General features: G+C 35.7%; 12 protein-coding genes. 11 read left to right on the top strand and 1 reads right to left on the bottom strand.

What is annotated here, in order from left to right; all coding sequences use genetic code 11:
- Positions 1-14 precede the first annotated feature (14 nt).
- From bioB to QWY92_RS06875, 11 genes are all read left to right on the top strand, one after another.
- Positions 15-1,109: a biotin synthase BioB gene (bioB, locus tag QWY92_RS06825; protein ID WP_290269630.1), complete on the top strand. Its 1,095-nt coding sequence runs from the start codon at positions 15-17 to the stop codon at positions 1,107-1,109.
- Between the two features lie 273 nt (positions 1,110-1,382).
- Positions 1,383-1,832 carry a DUF3157 family protein gene (locus tag QWY92_RS06830; RefSeq protein WP_290269632.1) on the top strand — a complete coding sequence of 150 codons (450 nt, stop codon included), beginning with the start codon at positions 1,383-1,385 and terminating at the stop codon, positions 1,830-1,832.
- A 530-nt stretch (positions 1,833-2,362) separates the two neighbouring features.
- The gene (locus QWY92_RS06835) at positions 2,363-4,915 is read left to right on the top strand and encodes a T9SS type A sorting domain-containing protein (protein WP_290269633.1); all 2,553 of its coding nucleotides are present in this window, start codon (positions 2,363-2,365) and stop codon (positions 4,913-4,915) included.
- A 193-nt stretch (positions 4,916-5,108) separates the two neighbouring features.
- Positions 5,109-6,128, top strand: coding sequence for a phenylalanine--tRNA ligase subunit alpha (pheS, locus tag QWY92_RS06840; RefSeq protein ID WP_290269636.1), 1,020 nt, complete (start codon positions 5,109-5,111; stop codon positions 6,126-6,128).
- A gap of 242 nt (positions 6,129-6,370) precedes the next feature.
- On the top strand, positions 6,371-7,678 hold the full coding sequence (gene nhaA, locus QWY92_RS06845) for a Na+/H+ antiporter NhaA (protein ID WP_290269637.1): 1,308 nt from the start codon (positions 6,371-6,373) through the stop codon (positions 7,676-7,678).
- A gap of 164 nt (positions 7,679-7,842) precedes the next feature.
- Positions 7,843-8,346, top strand: coding sequence for a GbsR/MarR family transcriptional regulator (locus QWY92_RS06850; RefSeq protein ID WP_290269639.1), 504 nt, complete (start codon positions 7,843-7,845; stop codon positions 8,344-8,346).
- 14 nt (positions 8,347-8,360) lie between these two features.
- Positions 8,361-9,494, top strand: a complete 1,134-nt coding sequence (locus tag QWY92_RS06855) for an efflux RND transporter periplasmic adaptor subunit (protein WP_290269641.1) — start codon at positions 8,361-8,363, stop codon at positions 9,492-9,494.
- A gap of 22 nt (positions 9,495-9,516) precedes the next feature.
- Positions 9,517-12,654 (top strand): efflux RND transporter permease subunit, encoded by a 3,138-nt coding sequence (locus QWY92_RS06860; RefSeq protein WP_290269643.1) that lies wholly within the window; start codon positions 9,517-9,519, stop codon positions 12,652-12,654.
- A 4-nt stretch (positions 12,655-12,658) separates the two neighbouring features.
- Positions 12,659-14,074: an efflux transporter outer membrane subunit gene (locus QWY92_RS06865; RefSeq protein WP_290269644.1), complete on the top strand. Its 1,416-nt coding sequence runs from the start codon at positions 12,659-12,661 to the stop codon at positions 14,072-14,074.
- A 6-nt stretch (positions 14,075-14,080) separates the two neighbouring features.
- A complete protein-coding gene (locus tag QWY92_RS06870) occupies positions 14,081-14,674 on the top strand; it encodes a TetR/AcrR family transcriptional regulator (RefSeq protein WP_290269646.1) in 594 nt (197 codons plus the stop codon).
- Between the two features lie 17 nt (positions 14,675-14,691).
- Positions 14,692-15,087 (top strand): hypothetical protein, encoded by a 396-nt coding sequence (locus QWY92_RS06875; RefSeq protein WP_290269648.1) that lies wholly within the window; start codon positions 14,692-14,694, stop codon positions 15,085-15,087.
- A gap of 45 nt (positions 15,088-15,132) precedes the next feature.
- Here the strand turns inward: QWY92_RS06875 and QWY92_RS06880 are convergent, their stop codons facing one another.
- Complete coding sequence (locus QWY92_RS06880) at positions 15,133-17,259, bottom strand: Tex family protein (protein WP_290269649.1); 2,127 nt, start codon at positions 17,257-17,259, stop codon at positions 15,133-15,135.
- Positions 17,260-17,408 lie beyond the last annotated feature (149 nt).

Genomic DNA, 17,408 nt, shown 5'->3' on the forward strand with positions numbered 1-17,408 from the left:
CTGTAATAGAACTTATGAGTGATACAAAACATAATTGGACTAAGGAAGATATTCTAGAGATTTATAATAAGCCATTAATGGAGTTGCTTTACGAGGCTGCAACAGTACATCGTGTAAATCATGATCCTAATGTGGTGCAAGTATCAACTTTGCTTTCTATTAAAACAGGAGGCTGTAGTGAAGATTGTGGCTATTGTCCACAAGCAGCACGATATCATACCAATGTTAAAGGCAACGATTTAATGTCTGTGCCACAAGTTAAAGCACAAGCTTTGCGTGCTAAGGCCAGCGGAAGTTCTCGGGTTTGTATGGGAGCGGCATGGCGCAATGTAAAAGATGGTGAAGAGTTTGATACCGTTTTAGAAATGGTGCGTACCATTAATAAACTCGATATGGAGGTTTGTTGTACTTTAGGTATGATTACTGAAAATCAAGCACAGCGCCTAGCTGAAGCTGGTTTGTATGCGTATAATCATAATTTAGATGCTTCGGAAGAATATTATAAAGAAGTCATTTCTACGCGTGGTTATCAAGATCGATTGGATACTATTGATAATGTGCGCAAAACCAATGTTACTGTTTGTAGCGGTGGTATTATTGGTATGGGCGAAAATATTGAAGATCGGGCAGGTATGCTTGTTGCGCTTTCCACATTAAATCCGCAACCAGAATCTACTCCAATTAATGCACTTGTTGCTGTTGAAGGCACGCCGCTTGAAGATGAGAAACCGGTTTCTATTTGGGAAATGATAAGAATGGTAGCAACCACGAGAATTGTTATGCCAGAAACCCAGGTGCGTTTAAGTGCAGGTAGAACGCAAATGAGTAGAGAAGGACAAGCGATGTGCTTTTTTGCTGGGGCGAATTCTATTTTTGCTGGCGATAAATTATTAACCACACCAAACCCTGATGTTAATGAAGACCTGAAAATGTTTGAATTATTAGGCTTGAATCCGCAAAAACCTTTTACCAAAAAAGTGCAACCGCAAACGGTAGAGGCAAACGATTCTGAATTTGAATCTTTGGGAGAAAAACCAAAATGGACACGCCCAAAACATAAAATTGAACGAAACGAATTGGCTAAAGAAAAAGGGAAGTTGGTTAAGTAATTCCTTTTTATTAGATAAGCTGATTAATAGCGAAAGTCTGTTGATAACGTGTTGTGCATGTTGTTGGCGGACTTTTTTGCGTTAGGGATTGCAGCGGTAGCTTTTGGCGAGGCGAGCATCGAGCCAAAACTTTTAGCGGAAAGCCCGACCCTTTTTGGGTAACGCCCAAAATAATATAAAAATTAGCGGTTTTTTTAAATCGATGTTATTGTTTCTGTCTTATCGTTTGAAAGCTGTATTTTTGAAATATTATAATTCCAATATCTATTTATTATGAAAGGTGTCTTATCTGTTTTGTTGTTTTTTGTTACTGCTGTTATTTTCGCTCAAAAAGGTGAAATTATTAAAACGGAAGACGGACGGCGTGTGTTATTAAAGGCGGATTATACTTGGGAATATATTAACGGGGAAGATTCGGTGGCTTATGCAGCGGCTCAAGAATTACCAAAATCTACAGATGAAAACGCCTGTAATCTTGAGGCTGATTATGTAGAACCTAAGTTAGATAGTAAAATTCAGGCGCAATTAAAGCGTGGACGTTCTACTATGGAATATGTAAAAAAGAAGGTTGCCAAAGATAAAAATTGTACGGTGGCCGATGTGTTGTTAATTTCTTTTTCTGAACAAAAAACAAGAGCTGTTTACCGGTTTTGTGCAAATGGCAGCAAAGTGACTTATAAGCGTATTGGGAATTCTATTATAAAGGCGAGTACGTTATTTTAGATTGTTTTCAGGCTTTGTCGTGATTTTTTATTGGCGTCTATTGGTTGAAATTGACAGAGGTTTGCTAGTAAAAAAGATTTCAATAATCAATTTTTATATCTTAATGCTTTTGGTGCTTACTAAAAGCTGTTGGTTTGTTGTAACGTCCTAATTGATAAGTTAAATTTTTGGTTGTGTTAATAATAGTGCCTTTTCTCAAATGGTACTCTTTCTTTTGTTATTTAAGTGGTAACTCTATAAAAGATGTTGTAGTGTGCTTTTGCGAAGTACTTTTCAATAATGACTAGTTTTCCTATTAGAAGTCTATGGGGAAGTGATTGTGTAATGAAAATAGCGTTAAAATCTATGTGCGTTTTAAAGCGGGTTTGCTCATGATGTTTTAAGGCGTCTTTAAAATCATTATTGTAAGAATTTCTTTTTAAACGAAAAAGATGCATTTCGTCGTATTCTAATTGTGATTATTTAAAATTTCAATAACTTCCTCACTCAAAGCTATTTATATAATCAATCAAATTGTTAATCCAAAAATTATGAAAAAAAATTACATGTTACTTCTCGCCATGCTAACTGTATCTTTGTGCTTTTCTCAAGCAACAAATGATACCTGTGCAACGGCCGAAACTTTAACTATTTCAGAAACGAAATTAAACATTAATTTCGATATTAATTCTGCAAATATAGCTAGCGAAGTAGGCTGTGCAGGAACCGATGCTCAAGACTATGCCGATCTTTGGTATAGTTTTACAATGCCCGTTACCGGGAATTTATTTATAGATGGAGATGTAAGTTGGAATAATTTCACCCTTTACGATGCCTGTAATGGCACCGAAATTATGTGCGGAAACTCCAGTCTTTTAGCCCAAGATCTTGCAGCTAATGCTACTTTCGTTTTACGGGTGTATAGAACTTCAAATTATGCTTCAAATTCAGTATATCAAAATTTCAGTATTCAAGCATTTCAAGAAGCTAGTAATGATACTTGCGATACAGAGGATTATCTTGATGTAACCACAACCATGCAAACGGTAAACTTTAAACCAGGTAGCTCCTCTATTACAAGTGTGGAAAATTGCTCAGATGTCGCAGGAGATTATGCCACAATGTGGTACAATTTTACCATGCCAGTAAATGGTAATCTTATATTAAACGGAGCAACCAGTTGGAACAAATTCGCATTATTTGATGCTTGCGATGGCACTCGAATAGCATGTGATGAAACCTATATGTTAGTCGAAAACCTAGTTGCTGGCACGGCCTATAAATTACTTTTGTATCGTTCTGAAGATGTAGCATACAATGGTATTTATGAGAGTTTTACTGTGCAAGCCCATGAAGAGGTAGCCAACGACACCTGTGCTACAGCCGAACCCCTTGTCTTAACCACAGAAAAATCTACCGTAGCATTTAATGTTGGTGGTGCCAACATCGAAAATACACCAAATTGTTCGGGAGATATAAATGAGTATGCCGATATTTGGTATAGTTTTACCATGCCCGTTTCTGGAAACATATATATAGATGGTACAATTAGTTGGAATAAGTATGAATTGTATGATGTTTGCGGCGGCGCACAACTATTTTGCGGCGAATCACGAGTACTCATTGAAAACCTCAGTGCAGGAACCGAGTATAAATTACGCCTATATCGTGCAAAAAATGTAGCTATAAATGCAAATTATAGTAGTTTTACAATACAAGCCTATGAGGCACCTGTTAACCAGTCTTGCGAAACTGCAGGAAATATAAATGTAACTACAGAAAGCGCAACCGTAGCGTTCGATACTGGCGGATTAACCGTTGTTAATCGTGTAGGTTGCGATAGCGATACCGAAGCACAATATGGCGACCTTTGGTACAATTTTACCATGCCCGTTTCTGGCAACTTGTACGTAAATGGTACTATTGTTTGGAACCAATTTGCGCTTTTTGATGCTTGTAATGGAACACAATTAGAATGCGACAACTCTAGTATGCTGGCGCAAAACCTCACCGCGGGCACAAGCTATAAATTGCGCTTGTCGCGTTCAAAAACATATCTAACAAACGATAGCTACAAAAGTTTTACCATACAAGCTTTTGAAGATGCTACAAACGATACCTGTGCAACCGCCGAAACCCTAACCGTAACTACCGAAAGTACAACCGTACCCTTTGAAATAGGTGGAGCAACCACGTCAGGTCAATATAATTGTGCCGATGATAACGAAAACGATTATGGCAATATTTGGTACACCTTTACCATGCCTGTAACCGGAAACGTATACATAAATGGTTCGTTGAATTGGAATAAATTTGCACTTTACAATACCTGCGAAGGCACTGAAATTTCCTGCGACGTATCAAATATGTTAGTCGAAGGTCTTACGGCGGGTAACAGTTACACCCTGCGCGTATCTCGTACCAAAGCATATCTAAACAGCTCAAGCTACAAAAGCTTCACCATACAAGCTTTCCCGGTAGTCGATAACGACATTTGCGCAACAGCCGAAACCATATCGGTTTCCAACGAACCGAATACCGTTAATTTTCAATTGGCAGGAGCTGAAATTTCTAATGAGGTAGGCTGTGCCGATACCGAAGCGGAAGATTATGCCGATGTTTGGTATAAATTTACCATGCCATCCAACGGAAACGTAACCATAGACGGCAGTCTGAGTTGGAATAAATTTCAGCTTTACACCAGCTGCGATTCTAGCGAAATACAATGCGGAGAAGGTTCCGTAGTTTTCGATAATTTATCCGAAAACACCGAATATCTATTGCGCGTATTCCGTACCGAAAGCCTCGCCCAAAATTTAAGCTACACCAGTTTCAGCATAGAAATTGAAGACATCGGATTAAGCGTAAACACGTCCGAAGCCTTAAATGCCGTACAATTGTATCCAAACCCTACAAGCAGCACCATCAATATAGCTTCCGAAATACAAATCGATGCCGTAGAAATTTTCAACACCTTAGGGCAATCCGTTTTAAAAACAAAAAATCAAAACAACATAAAAATCAATCATCTAAACACAGGCCTGTATTTAGTTAAAATTCAGGCCAATCACAAAGAAACCATAAAACGCATCGTTATAAAATAAGGCGGGAATAAGGTTATTTAGAATAAAATGAAGTCCTTTTTAAATTAGGGCGTTACCACAAGGGTCGGGCTTTCGGCAGTCGCTTTTTTGTGTTGCATAGGTGCAACAACACAAAAAGAGCTTCAACAAATGCCTTAATCCCTAACGCAAATCACGATAATTTCATTAAATTTGCGCACATTTTTAACAGATCATGATAGATAAAATAAAAGCACTTATAGACGAAGCCGAAGCATTTAAAGCGCAATCGAAAGATGAGGTAGAAGCATTTCGTATAAAATATTTAGGCTCTAAAGGCTTACTTAGAGAGTTTTATGGCGAACTTAAAAATGTGGCAAACGACCAGAAAAAGGAGTTCGGTCAAATTATTAATAAGCTTAAAACCACTGCTGAAGATAAGGTAAACACCCTAAAAGCAGAACTAGAAAGTACGGAGGAAGTTAAAGGGATTTACGGCGATTTATCACGTCCTGGCGAGCCGGTACAAATAGGTGCGCGTCATCCTATTTCTATAGTGAAAAATCAAATTATCGATATCTTTTCTCGTATTGGCTTCAATGTGAGTGAAGGTCCAGAAATAGAAGACGATTGGCACAATTTTACGGCATTAAACCTGCCAGAATACCATCCGGCACGCGATATGCAGGATACATTTTTTATTCAAACCAATCCAGATATTTTATTACGTACCCACACCAGTTCAGTACAAGTGCGTTATATGGAAAACAACCAACCGCCTATTAGAACCATTTCTCCGGGCCGTGTTTATAGAAACGAGGCTATATCGGCACGTTCGCACTGTTTTTTCCATCAATTAGAAGGTTTGTATATTGATAAAGATGTGAGTTTTGCCGATTTAAAACAAACTTTACAACATTTTACAAGCGAGATGTTTGGTAAAAGTGAAATTCGTTTACGTCCGTCATACTTTCCATTTACCGAGCCAAGTGCCGAAATAGATGTCTATTGGGGATTAGAAACCGAAACCGATTACAAAATTACCAAAGGAACAGGTTGGTTAGAAATTGGAGGTTGTGGTATGGTAGATCCTAATGTGTTAACAAACTGTAATATCGATCCAACCGAATACTCAGGCTTTGCCTTTGGTGTTGGTATAGATCGTATTGCAATGTTATTGCACCAAATTGGAGATATTAGATTGTTAAGTGAAAATGATGTTAGATTCTTAGAGCAATTTAAAAGCGCTCTATAAATTGCAATAAAATATATTTTAAAAAGCCGACTGTTATTTACAGTCGGCTTTTTTTGTTTAAATATTTTTCTGGTTAACGTAAGGTTCTCTTTTTGTAGATGAAGTTAAAATATAGATGTAGGTTAAGTCCTAATAAATTGTTACTCAATGTTAAATATTCTTTAAAGTGAATAATTAGGTCATTAATTTTGTTAATGAAGCCCTATATTTGAAGCTAATTCAATTTAGAAAAATATAATTATATGATTAAAAGAGTTTTCCTTACACCATTCCAAAAATTCGTAAAAATTGAAAGTTTTAGTGGTATTCTACTCATGTTTGCTACAGTTTTAGCGTTGGTTTGGGCAAATTCTCCTTTTGGAGATAGTTATCGAGAACTTTGGCAATACGATTTAGGAATTGTAACAGAAACATTTGAGTTTAAGAAGCCCTTAATTCTATGGATTAATGATGGGTTGATGGCTATATTTTTCTTTCTTATTGGATTAGAAATAAAAAGAGAGTTGTTAATTGGCGAACTTAATACGCCTAAAAAAATAGCATTCCCGTTAGTAGGTGCTTTGGGAGGTATGTTAGTGCCAGTAATTTTCTTTCTAGTTTTAAATCAAAACCCCGATACTACTAAAGGCTGGGGGATACCTATGGCAACAGATATAGCGTTTTCACTAGCTATTTTAAATGTGCTTGGTAAACGCGTGCCTTTAAGTCTTAAAATATTTTTAACAGCATTTGCTATTGTAGATGATATTGGTGCTGTGCTAGTTATCGCTATTTTTTATAGTGGGAGTATTAATATCATGTTGTTGTTAATCGCGTTAGCTATGCTTGCTGTTTTATATGTCTTGTCTTATAAAGGGTTTTATTCAAAATTCATAATGTTTATTTTCGGAGTTATTATTTGGTTTTTATTCTTAAAGTCAGGTATTCATCCAACCATAGCTGGTATTTTGTTAGCTTTTTCTGTGCCAATTAGACAAAAGATTGATACTTCTAAATTTTTAGAAGAATTAGAAAATGTGTACAATAATATTAAGGAGGCTAGTGTTCTTAAAAAACCCATTCTTTCGCATGAACAAATGGGACATGTTGATAATTTAGACGATTGGTCTTCTAAGTTTCAGTCGCCATTACAGCATTTAGAGCATAGTTTACACGGGTGGGTAGCCTATTTTATCATTCCTATTTTTGCGCTTGCTAATGCCGGTGTGTTAATTTCAGGTTCAGAAAATTTAGATACCGCTTTAGTAATTAATATCATTGTGTGTTTAGTTTTAGGAAAAGGTATAGGAATTACCTCTATAGTATTGCTTGCTCAAAAATTAAAATGGATAGAAGTGCCTAGTGATATTAGTGTTAAACAAATTATAGGGGTTGCTTTTTTAGCAGGTATAGGTTTTACTATGGCTATATTTATAGCGAGTTTGGCATTTGTTTCTACACCAGAATTTATAGATTCGGCTAAAATAGGAATACTTATAGGGTCTTTTATTTCAGCAATTATAGGTTATGTTATACTTCGTATAGGATCGAGTAAAGAGGTCAGAGCTTAGTCTGTTCTTCCTTTATATTTTAAAAAAGCCTACGGGCTTTTTTTTATTTAACATTTTTTTAACTTCGATTAGTTCGGTTTGTTCCGAACTAATAATATTTTTGCAGCTTGTTTTATGAGAACAAATAATTCGTTTTCAGAAAACAGTAACAAAAACAATGAAAAATGAAAGATAATACCTGTCAAAAAAAAATGGGCTTAGTTGAAAAACTAGGGGTGCATTTAGAAGCCAGAGAGCAATTAGCACCGGTTGCTGCGCGTATTTTGGCTTACGTTATCCTTACGGGAAAAAGAGGAGCTACTTTTGAAGATATGGTAAGTATTCTTTGTGCAAGCAAAAGTACTATTTCAACACACCTTAATCATTTGCAAGATTTAAGCAAAATCGAGTATTTCACAAAAACAGGGGATCGTAAAAAGTATTTTGTAATTAATAAAGATACTATTATTCAACATGTGGACAGAATGATAAGCCATTGGCAAGAAGAACATGAGATACATTTAGAAATTAAAGAATATAAAGAAAAACAAAACGCTTTAAAAATTGAAAATGAAGAGGATAAATTTGATCTTGACTTTCATAACGTTTACATGAAATTTATAGATGAAGCTTCTTCTTCCGTAAAAGAATTAAGAGAAAAATTAATAAACAACCAATTCAAAATTTAAAAATCACCAATAAAATGAAAAAGAATAACTTATACTCCATATTAACGCTAAGTCTTATTTTAGTCGTTTTTAGCTGTGGCAACAAAGCAGAGCAAGCTGCCGCAACACAACAAGCTCCACCAGCTTCGTTCCCTGTAACTACAATACAGCAAAAAACAGTAACAGGTTACCAAGAATACCCAGCAAATATTGAAGGTATTGTAAATAGTGATGTTAGAGCTAAAGTTTCTGGATATATTCAAACCGTATTGGTAGATGAAGGTCAAAAAGTACGCAAAGGTCAGTCTTTATTTAGATTAGAAACACAGTCTTTAAGTCAAGATGCAGGTGCCGCAAAAGCACGTGTTAATGTAGCTCAGGTTGAGGTAGATAAATTAATTCCTCTTGTAGAAAAAAATATTATTAGTGCGGTGCAGTTAGAAACAGCAAAAGCGAATTTAGCACAAGCAAAAGCGAGCTTAAGTGGGGTTTCTGCTAATATTGGTTATGCCACTATTAAAAGTCCTGTAGATGGTTATGTTGGTGCTATTAACTTTAGAGAAGGTGCTTTAATCAGCCCAAGCGATAGTCGTCCGTTAACAACAGTTAGCGATATTAGCCAGGTTTATGCATTTTTCAGTTTTAATGAAGCTCAATATATAGATCATTTACAAAGATCTGAAGGACAAAACAAAACTGAGCGTATTAAAAATTCGCCAGATTTGAATTTAGTTTTAGCTAATGGAAAAGTGTATTCTGAAACTGGACGTATTCAAACCAGTACAGGTCAAATCAACGAAAGTACAGGAACTATAAAAATTAGAGCCGCTTTCGATAATCCAAACGAAATTTTAACCAATGGAAACAGTGGTACAATTAGACTTCCTATAGAATATAAAGATGCTATTGTAGTCCCACAATCGGCAACGTTTGAACAACAAAAAGACATCATGGTTTTTACCGTTGATCAAGAGAATAAAGTAAAATCTAACATTATAAAAGTACAAGGTACTGTAGGTAACTTGTATGTTGTAGAATCTGGACTTAAAGTAGGTGATAAGCTTATTGTATCTGGAGTTGGGAAATTGAGAGCAGGAATGCCTATTGCACCACAAGACACACCTTTTGAGGAAGCTATTAAGCCAGTTGCTGTATTATTTAAAAATTAGAAAACCATAAACTTATTTAGTTATGTTAAAAACATTTATTGAAAGACCTGTTCTTTCAACGGTAATTTCTATTATCATAGTAGTGCTTGGTGTTATTAGTATATCGAGTCTACCCATAGAAGAGTATCCCGATATTGCACCACCAACCATTAAAGTTACGGCATCTTATGCAGGAGCCAACGCCGAAACGGTTTTAGAGAGTGTAATTATCCCGATAGAAGAGCAAATTAATGGTGTAGAAGGGATGAGTTATATCACCTCTACAGCATCTAATACTGGTACCGCAGAAATCACAGTTTATTTTGATCAGGAAATCGATGCCGATATTGCAGCGGTAAACGTTCAAAACCGTGTATCAAGAGCAAGTGCTTTATTACCTCAAGAGGTATTGCAAACAGGTGTAATCACACAAAAGCAAGAAACGAGTGCTTTGATGTTTATTTCAATGTATTCTGAAAATGAGAATTACGATGCTACATTTATTCAGAATTATTTGAAAATAAACGTAGTGCCTGCTATGCAACGTATTAGTGGTGTTGGAGATGTTAGTTTATTCTCTCAGCAAGATTATGCGATGCGTATTTGGTTGAAACCTGAAAAATTAGCAACCTATGGTTTAATTCCTTCAGATATTACAGCAGCTTTAGCTGAACAAAACTTAGAAGCAGCTGCAGGTTCATTGGGGCAAAATAATGGGGAAGCGTTTTCATATACATTAACCTATAGCGGCCGTTTTAAAAATGAACAGCAATATGCAGATATTGTTATTAAAGCTTTAGGAGACGGAGAATTTCTTCGTCTAAACGATGTAGCAACTATAGAATTAGATGCACAATCGTATGCAGCTAACGCGATGAGTATGGGTAACCCTGCGGTTTTTATGGGTATTTTCCAAACCAAAGGATCGAATGCAAGAGAAATTATTGAAAACATTAAAGTAACACTAGAGTCGGTTAAAAAAGATCTTCCAGAAGGTTTAGATGTTTTTGTGCCTTACGATACAAGTTTGTTTTTAAATGCGTCTATTGAAAAAGTAGTTAGTACGTTATTAGAGGCCTTCTTATTAGTGTTTTTGGTTGTATTTATATTCTTACAAGATTTTAGATCGACATTAATTCCAGCAATTGCCGTTCCGGTTTCTATTATTGGTACGTTCTTTTTCTTGAATGTTTTCGGATACTCAATTAATTTATTAACGCTATTCGCGCTAGTACTCGCCATTGGTATTGTGGTGGATGATGCTATTGTTGTTGTAGAAGCCGTACATGCTAAAATGGACGAAGGCGAAAAGAATCCTAAAAAAGCAACATTAGTAGCCATGAACGAAATTTCTGGAGCTATTATATCTATTACTTTAGTAATGGCAGCGGTATTTATTCCGGTAACGTTTGTAACAGGGCCTACAGGTGTATTTTACGAGCAATTCGGTGTCACTTTAATTATTGCTATTTTAATTTCAGCAGTAAACGCCTTGACTTTAAGTCCAGCATTATGTGCTCTATTATTAAAAGGGCATAAAGATGATGAAGAGTTAAAAAGTAAAGGACCATTAAAACGTTTTTACACACTTTTTAATCGCGGATTTAACGCGACAATAGAGCGCTACGGTAAATCACTTCAGTTTTTATATAAAGTGAAATGGGTATCTCCTCTATTATTAATTTTAGCTGTTGCCGGAATTTTCTGGGCATCTAGCACAACACCTACAGGATTTGTACCAAACGAAGATAGAGGTATTCTTTTCGCAAATATTGCGTTACCAGAAGGGTCTTCTTTAGACAGAACAGACGCTGTTTCAAGAGATTTATATGGTAAAATAAAAGATATTGAAGGTATTGTTGCAGTCAATTTTATTAAAGGTAGAAGTTTAATTAATGGTACGGGTAGTAATTATGCTTTTGGTATTATAAAACTAGCCGATTGGGCAGAACGTGATGATGTAGCAACCTCTGTACAAACCATCACTGGTAAGTTGTTTGGAGTTGCGGCAGGTATAAAAGATGCGAATATTATTTTCTTCTCTCCACCAAGTATTCGTGGTTTTGGTAATTCAGCTGGTTTTGAGGTGAATTTATTAGATAAGTTTGGAGGCGAATTTAAAGACTTAGATAAAGCGAATAAAGAGTTTTCTATGGCTTTAAATTCGCATCCAGAAATTAAATATGCACAATCATCTTTCAGTACAAACTATCCACAATACGAAATGGAGGTTAATGTACCATTAGCAAAAGAAAAAGGTGTGCCTATTAACAGTATATTCTCTACATTACAAGGTTATATTGGTGGTATTTACGCTTCAGATTTCTCTCGATTTGGGAAACAATTTAGAGTGTATATTCAAGCTTTACCAGACGACAGAGCGAATGTAGAAGATTTAAACAGCATGTATGTACGTACAGATTCTGGAGAGATGACACCAATTACACAGTTTGTGAAATTAGAGCGTGTGTATGGTCCACAATCGGTAACGCGTTTTAACTTATTTAATTCTACGTCAATAACGGGTGCTACAAACGAAGGGTTTAGTACAGGTGATGCTATTAGAGTTATTGAGGAAGAAGTTGCTAAATTACCAAACAATTATACGGTTGCTTATTCTGGTTTAACACGAGAAGAGGTAAGTGCAGGTAACCAAACCTTGTTCATTTTTGCATTGAGTATTCTATTTGTTTACTTCTTGTTAAGTGCGCAGTACGAAAGTTATTTATTACCATTTGCAGTAGTATTATCGTTACCATTTGGTGTATTTGGAGCTTATATTAGTACGAAGTTCTTTGGCTTAGAAAATAATATTTATTTCCAAATTGCCTTAATTATGCTTATTGGTCTGCTCGCCAAAAATGCCATACTTATTGTGGAGTTCGCGCTGCAAAGACGTAGAAACGGAGAAAGCATTGTAGATGCCGCAATACATGGTGCAAAATCAAGATTACGTCCAATTTTAATGACTTCATTTGCCTTTATTCTTGGTTTAATGCCATTGGTGTTAGCAAAGGGTGTTGGAGCAGAAGGAAACAATTCTATTGGTACTGGTGCTGCCGGAGGTATGCTTATAGGAACTATTTTAGGAGTCTTTGTAATTCCAATCTTATTTATATTATTCCAGTGGTTACAAGAAAAAGTTTCTAGTAAACCAGAAATACAAACTATTGAAGAATAAAACTATGAAATCAATTATAAAACATAAAAATTTCACTAAAACCATGCTAATAGGCTTGGTTTTAGTGACCTTGCAAAGTTGCTTTGTAGCAAAAGAATACGATCGCCCAGAATTAATTGCTAACGAAGCGCTATACAGAACGGATAATTTGCCAACCGATAGTGTTTCAATGGCCGATGTATCTTGGAAAACCATTTTCACAGATTCATTTTTAAATGAATACATAGCAGAAGGTTTAGAAAACAACATGGATGTTCGTATTGCAATTCAGCAAATGGCAGCTGCTAATGCCTATGCAAAACAAGGGAAAGCAGGTTATTTTCCAACATTAAGCGTGGGGCCTAATTATACCCGTCAAGAATTTTCAGAAAACAGTCAGTTTGGTTCCATATTTAGTGGTGGTCTAGATACTTATGATGTTACAGCCAAGTTATCTTGGGAAGCTGATATTTGGGGTAAAATCCGAAGTAATAAACGTGCTACGCAAGCGGCATATTTACAAAGTGTTTCAGGGCATCAAGCGGTGAAAACACAATTAATTTCTAGTATTGCAAACACGTATTACAATTTGTTAGCTTTAGATGCTCAGTTAGAGGTAACTAAGCAAACTATTGAAACTAGAAAAAGCGGTGTAGAGACTATTAAGGCTTTAAAAGACGCAGGAAATGTAACTCAGGTTGCTGTAGATCAAAACATAGCGCAATACAACAGTGCTAGAGCTTTACAAGTCGATTTAGAAACAGCTATTTTTAAAGCTGAAAATACATTAAGTATTCTATTAGGTAGAAGTGCTCAACATTTTGAACGTAGTAGTTTAGATGCTCAAAAAATTCAACAAGATATAGCATTAGGAGTTCCTGCAACGTTGCTAAACAACCGTCCAGATGTTATGGCGGCCGAGTACGGTTTAATTAATGCTTTTGAGTTAACCAATGTGGCAAATAGCAGTTTTTACCCATCGTTAACCCTAACAGCATCGGGAGGTTTGCAAAGTTTACAGTTAGATGATTTATTTAATACAAGTTCATTGTTCGCAACCGTAGTTGGTGGCTTAACACAACCTTTATTAAATCAAAGAAAACTTAGAACTCAAAAAGAAGTGGCTATCGCAAATCAAGAAAGCGCATTATTAAACTTTAAGAAAACGCTATTGATTGCCGGGAACGAAGTGTCTAACGCATTGTACACTTATAAAGCTGAAACTGAAAAATTTCAATTTAGAAAAAATGAAGTTGAATCTTTAAGGCAAGCAGAAAGCCATTCCGAAGAGTTACTTAAAAACGGTTATGCCAATTACCTAGATTTATTAACAGCCAGACAAAGTGCGTTAAGTGCAGAACTTAACGTGATAGATACTAAACTACAACAGTTAGTTTCTATTGTAGATTTATATGAAGCTCTTGGCGGTGGATGGAAATAAAATGAAATGATTACTAAAAAAGAATTGTTAAGTTGCGCTATTAGTAAGTTTACACAAATGGGAAGTAAACATGTGTCTTTAGACGAAATAGCGCAAACCTTAGGCATTTCTAAAAAAACAATTTACACGTTTTATAGCAATAAAGCCGCTTTAGTAACGGCCAGTTTGGAGCGTTTGGTGGATGATTATAAACAAGACATAAACGAGATTATTGCTAATAACGGCAACGATCCTATACTTTGTGTTATTTTAATTTATAAAAGCGGGTTTGGGTATTTAAAATACTTCAAGCCCGCTTTTCTTTTTGGGTTAGAAAAATATTATCCAAAAGCGTATAAGATATTTCAAGATTTTACCGATGAATTAGCCTTTTCTACAGTGTATAATTTACTTGTAGAAGCTCAAAAAAATGGAGATATTAATCCAGGTGTTAATCTTAAATTAGCAGTGAGAATCTATTTTTTGCGTATTGATAATGTTGCTTTCAAAGAAAATAATTTATTCGATTTATACGGAAAAGAGGTGTTGTTTAAGCACATGGTTATTTATAATTTGAAAGGACTAACTTCAAGGACATATTCTAATTCTTATTTTGAATAGATTCGTATTTTTGCCAAATGAAAAAAGATATCGAAATTCCAAAAGTTGAAGGCGTTTACATCGCTGTGGTTAACGAATACAACGCTATTTATAAAACCCAAGACTGGAATGCTTACATAATAAACGATAAAGATGTCGATTTAGACATGATTATTATTGTAACCAGTGGTTATAATGAAGACAAAACAACATCTGTTTTTAGAAAGAAACTAGATAGGCTTCCGAAGAAAAGTTATGCCAAGATTGAATTACTTCAAGAGGAATTATTCGCGCTAAACAACACGTTTAAAGTCTCCTTTTTTGAAGGTAATAAAATGTTTGATAAAACGTATTTATTCAGAAAAAACACTATTAATTTAAAAGCATTGCAAGCTATACCCTTAATGGAAGCGCGTGGTGTTTTAGTTAAATAATTTCTTTGGTTTTTGGTTGAGGTTTTATGGATGTAAATTACACGGTTATTTATGTAATTTCAACTGAATACGTTTTCGTGCTACGTCCACTTCTAAAACTTTTACAATAATTTGTTGGTGCAGGCTTACGTGCTCGTTTACATCTTTCACAAAACTATCCGATAGGTTGGAAACGTGAATTAAAGCACTTTCTTTAATGCCAACATCTACAAAGCAGCCAAAATTGGTAATGTTGTTTACAATACCTGGCAATAATTGGCCTTCGTGTAAATCGGTTATGGTTTTAATATTTTGGTTGAAAGCAAATACTTTGGCTTGCTCACGAATGTCTAAACCTGGTTTTTCAAGTTCTTTTACAATATCTTCGAGCGTTAGTAAACCAACAGTTTCGGAGCAATATTTTTTTAAATTTATTTTCTGAAGCGCTTCTTTGTTATTAATTAAATCGGTTACCGATGTTTTAGCATCTTTTGCCATTTGGGTAACAATAGTATAACTTTCCGGGTGCACAGCCGAATCATCTAACGGGTTTTTAGCATCTTTTATTCTTAAAAAAGCAGCGCCTTGTTCAAAGGCTTTTCCGCCTAAACGCGGTACTTTTTTAATATCATTTCTCGATTTAAAGACACCATTTTCATTTCGATAATTAAAAATATTTTCGGCAAGTTTAGGTCCAATACCTGATACATAACTCAGTAAACTTTTACTGGCGGTATTTATGTTTACACCAACGGCATTCACGCAATTTTCCACAACAACATCTAACTGTTTTTGCAGTTTGGTTTGGTCTACATCGTGTTGGTATTGCCCAACTCCAATAGATTTGGCATCAATTTTAACCAATTCGGCCAACGGATCTTGCAGGCGTCTCCCTATAGAAACCGAACCTCTTACCGTTACGTCATAATCAGGAAATTCTTCACGAGCAATTTTAGACGCCGAATAAATACTGGCACCAGCCTCACTAACCACAAAAACTTGCACATCGTTTTTAAAGTGGACTTTTCTAATCAAAGCTTCGGTTTCGCGCGATGCCGTGCCGTTGCCAATAGCAATAGCTTCAATTTTATAAGCATCGCAAAGCGAACTTATTTTTTTCATAGCGCCAATACTATCGCTTTTTGGTGGATGCGGATAGATGGTTTCGTTATATTTTAATTGGCCCTGAGCGTCTAAACAAACCACTTTGCAACCCGATCGAAATCCTGGGTCAATGGCTAAAATGCGTTTTTCACCAAGTGGTGATCCTAGTAGTAGTTGTTTTAAGTTTTTGGCAAATACGGTTATGGCAGCTTCGTCTGCTGTGTCTTTCGAAATTTGTAAAGCTTCATTGCTTAGCGATGGTAGTAATAAACGTTTGTAAGCGTCTTTTATGGCAATGGTTATTTCTTCCGCGCAAGCGTTATTACTTTTTATAATACGGCGTTCTATATTATCTAATGCGCGATCGTTATCAATGGCGATTTTTACTCGGATAAAACCTTCTTTTTCGGCGCGTAAAATGGCAAGTAACCGGTGTGAAGGAATGCGCGATAAGTTTTCTTCCCAATCGAAATAATCTCGAAATTTCTGAGCGTTTTCATCATCCGATTTTGTTTTTATCACTTTCGTGGAAATCATTGCGAAACGCTCTAGTTGACGGCGAATGTTATTTCTAATATCGGTACGTTCGTTAATCCATTCGGCAATAATATGGCGAGCGCCTTCCAGAGCATCTTCCACGGAAGTGATATCGTTTTTCACGTATTTATATGCGATAGATTCCACATCGTTGGCATTCTGGCTCATTATTATTTTAGCCAAAGGTTCTAGTCCGCTTTGTCTAGCCTTTTCGGCTTTGGTTTTTCTGCTTTTTTTATAAGGCAGATATAAATCTTCAAGCGTTGTTAAATCTAGAGTGTTGATGATTTTTTGTTCCAATTCCGAAGTTAAAACACCTTGTTCTTCTAAGGCTTTCAGAATTGCTTTTTTTCGTTTTTCTAAAGCTTCAAATAGATCTTTAAATTTTACAATGTCGCCTATTTGTACTTCGTCTAAATTTCCGGTGCGTTCCTTTCTGTATCTCGATATGAAAGGAATGGTGCAATCTTCATTTAATAATTCTACCGTGTTTTTTACAGATTGTTCTGGTAAATTGGTGTTTGAAATAATATAGGAAACGAGCGATTTCATAGGCTTAAAAATATATTGAAGCGAAAGTAATAAAGTTCTGTAAAAATGGCGTGCATCTACCGAAGCTTTTCTTCTAATATAAGCTCGTTTTTAGTGCATAAAAAAGGCTACCCGTATTGTGGGCAGCCTTAATAATTAAAAAAACACTG

Origin of the sequence: Algibacter miyuki (genome assembly GCF_030409805.1) — a bacterium.
In the GTDB taxonomy this organism is placed as follows: Bacteria; Bacteroidota; Bacteroidia; order Flavobacteriales; family Flavobacteriaceae; genus Algibacter; species Algibacter miyuki.

Coding starts and splice junctions, on each gene's coding strand:
- bioB (WP_290269630.1), top strand. CDS start 15: ATGAGTGATACAAAACATAATTGGACTAAGGAAGATATTCTAGAGATT.
- QWY92_RS06830 (WP_290269632.1), top strand. CDS start 1,383: ATGAAAGGTGTCTTATCTGTTTTGTTGTTTTTTGTTACTGCTGTTATT.
- QWY92_RS06835 (WP_290269633.1), top strand. CDS start 2,363: ATGAAAAAAAATTACATGTTACTTCTCGCCATGCTAACTGTATCTTTG.
- pheS (WP_290269636.1), top strand. CDS start 5,109: ATGATAGATAAAATAAAAGCACTTATAGACGAAGCCGAAGCATTTAAA.
- nhaA (WP_290269637.1), top strand. CDS start 6,371: ATGATTAAAAGAGTTTTCCTTACACCATTCCAAAAATTCGTAAAAATT.
- QWY92_RS06850 (WP_290269639.1), top strand. CDS start 7,843: ATGAAAGATAATACCTGTCAAAAAAAAATGGGCTTAGTTGAAAAACTA.
- QWY92_RS06855 (WP_290269641.1), top strand. CDS start 8,361: ATGAAAAAGAATAACTTATACTCCATATTAACGCTAAGTCTTATTTTA.
- QWY92_RS06860 (WP_290269643.1), top strand. CDS start 9,517: ATGTTAAAAACATTTATTGAAAGACCTGTTCTTTCAACGGTAATTTCT.
- QWY92_RS06865 (WP_290269644.1), top strand. CDS start 12,659: ATGAAATCAATTATAAAACATAAAAATTTCACTAAAACCATGCTAATA.
- QWY92_RS06870 (WP_290269646.1), top strand. CDS start 14,081: ATGATTACTAAAAAAGAATTGTTAAGTTGCGCTATTAGTAAGTTTACA.
- QWY92_RS06875 (WP_290269648.1), top strand. CDS start 14,692: ATGAAAAAAGATATCGAAATTCCAAAAGTTGAAGGCGTTTACATCGCT.
- QWY92_RS06880 (WP_290269649.1), bottom strand. CDS start 17,259: ATGAAATCGCTCGTTTCCTATATTATTTCAAACACCAATTTACCAGAA.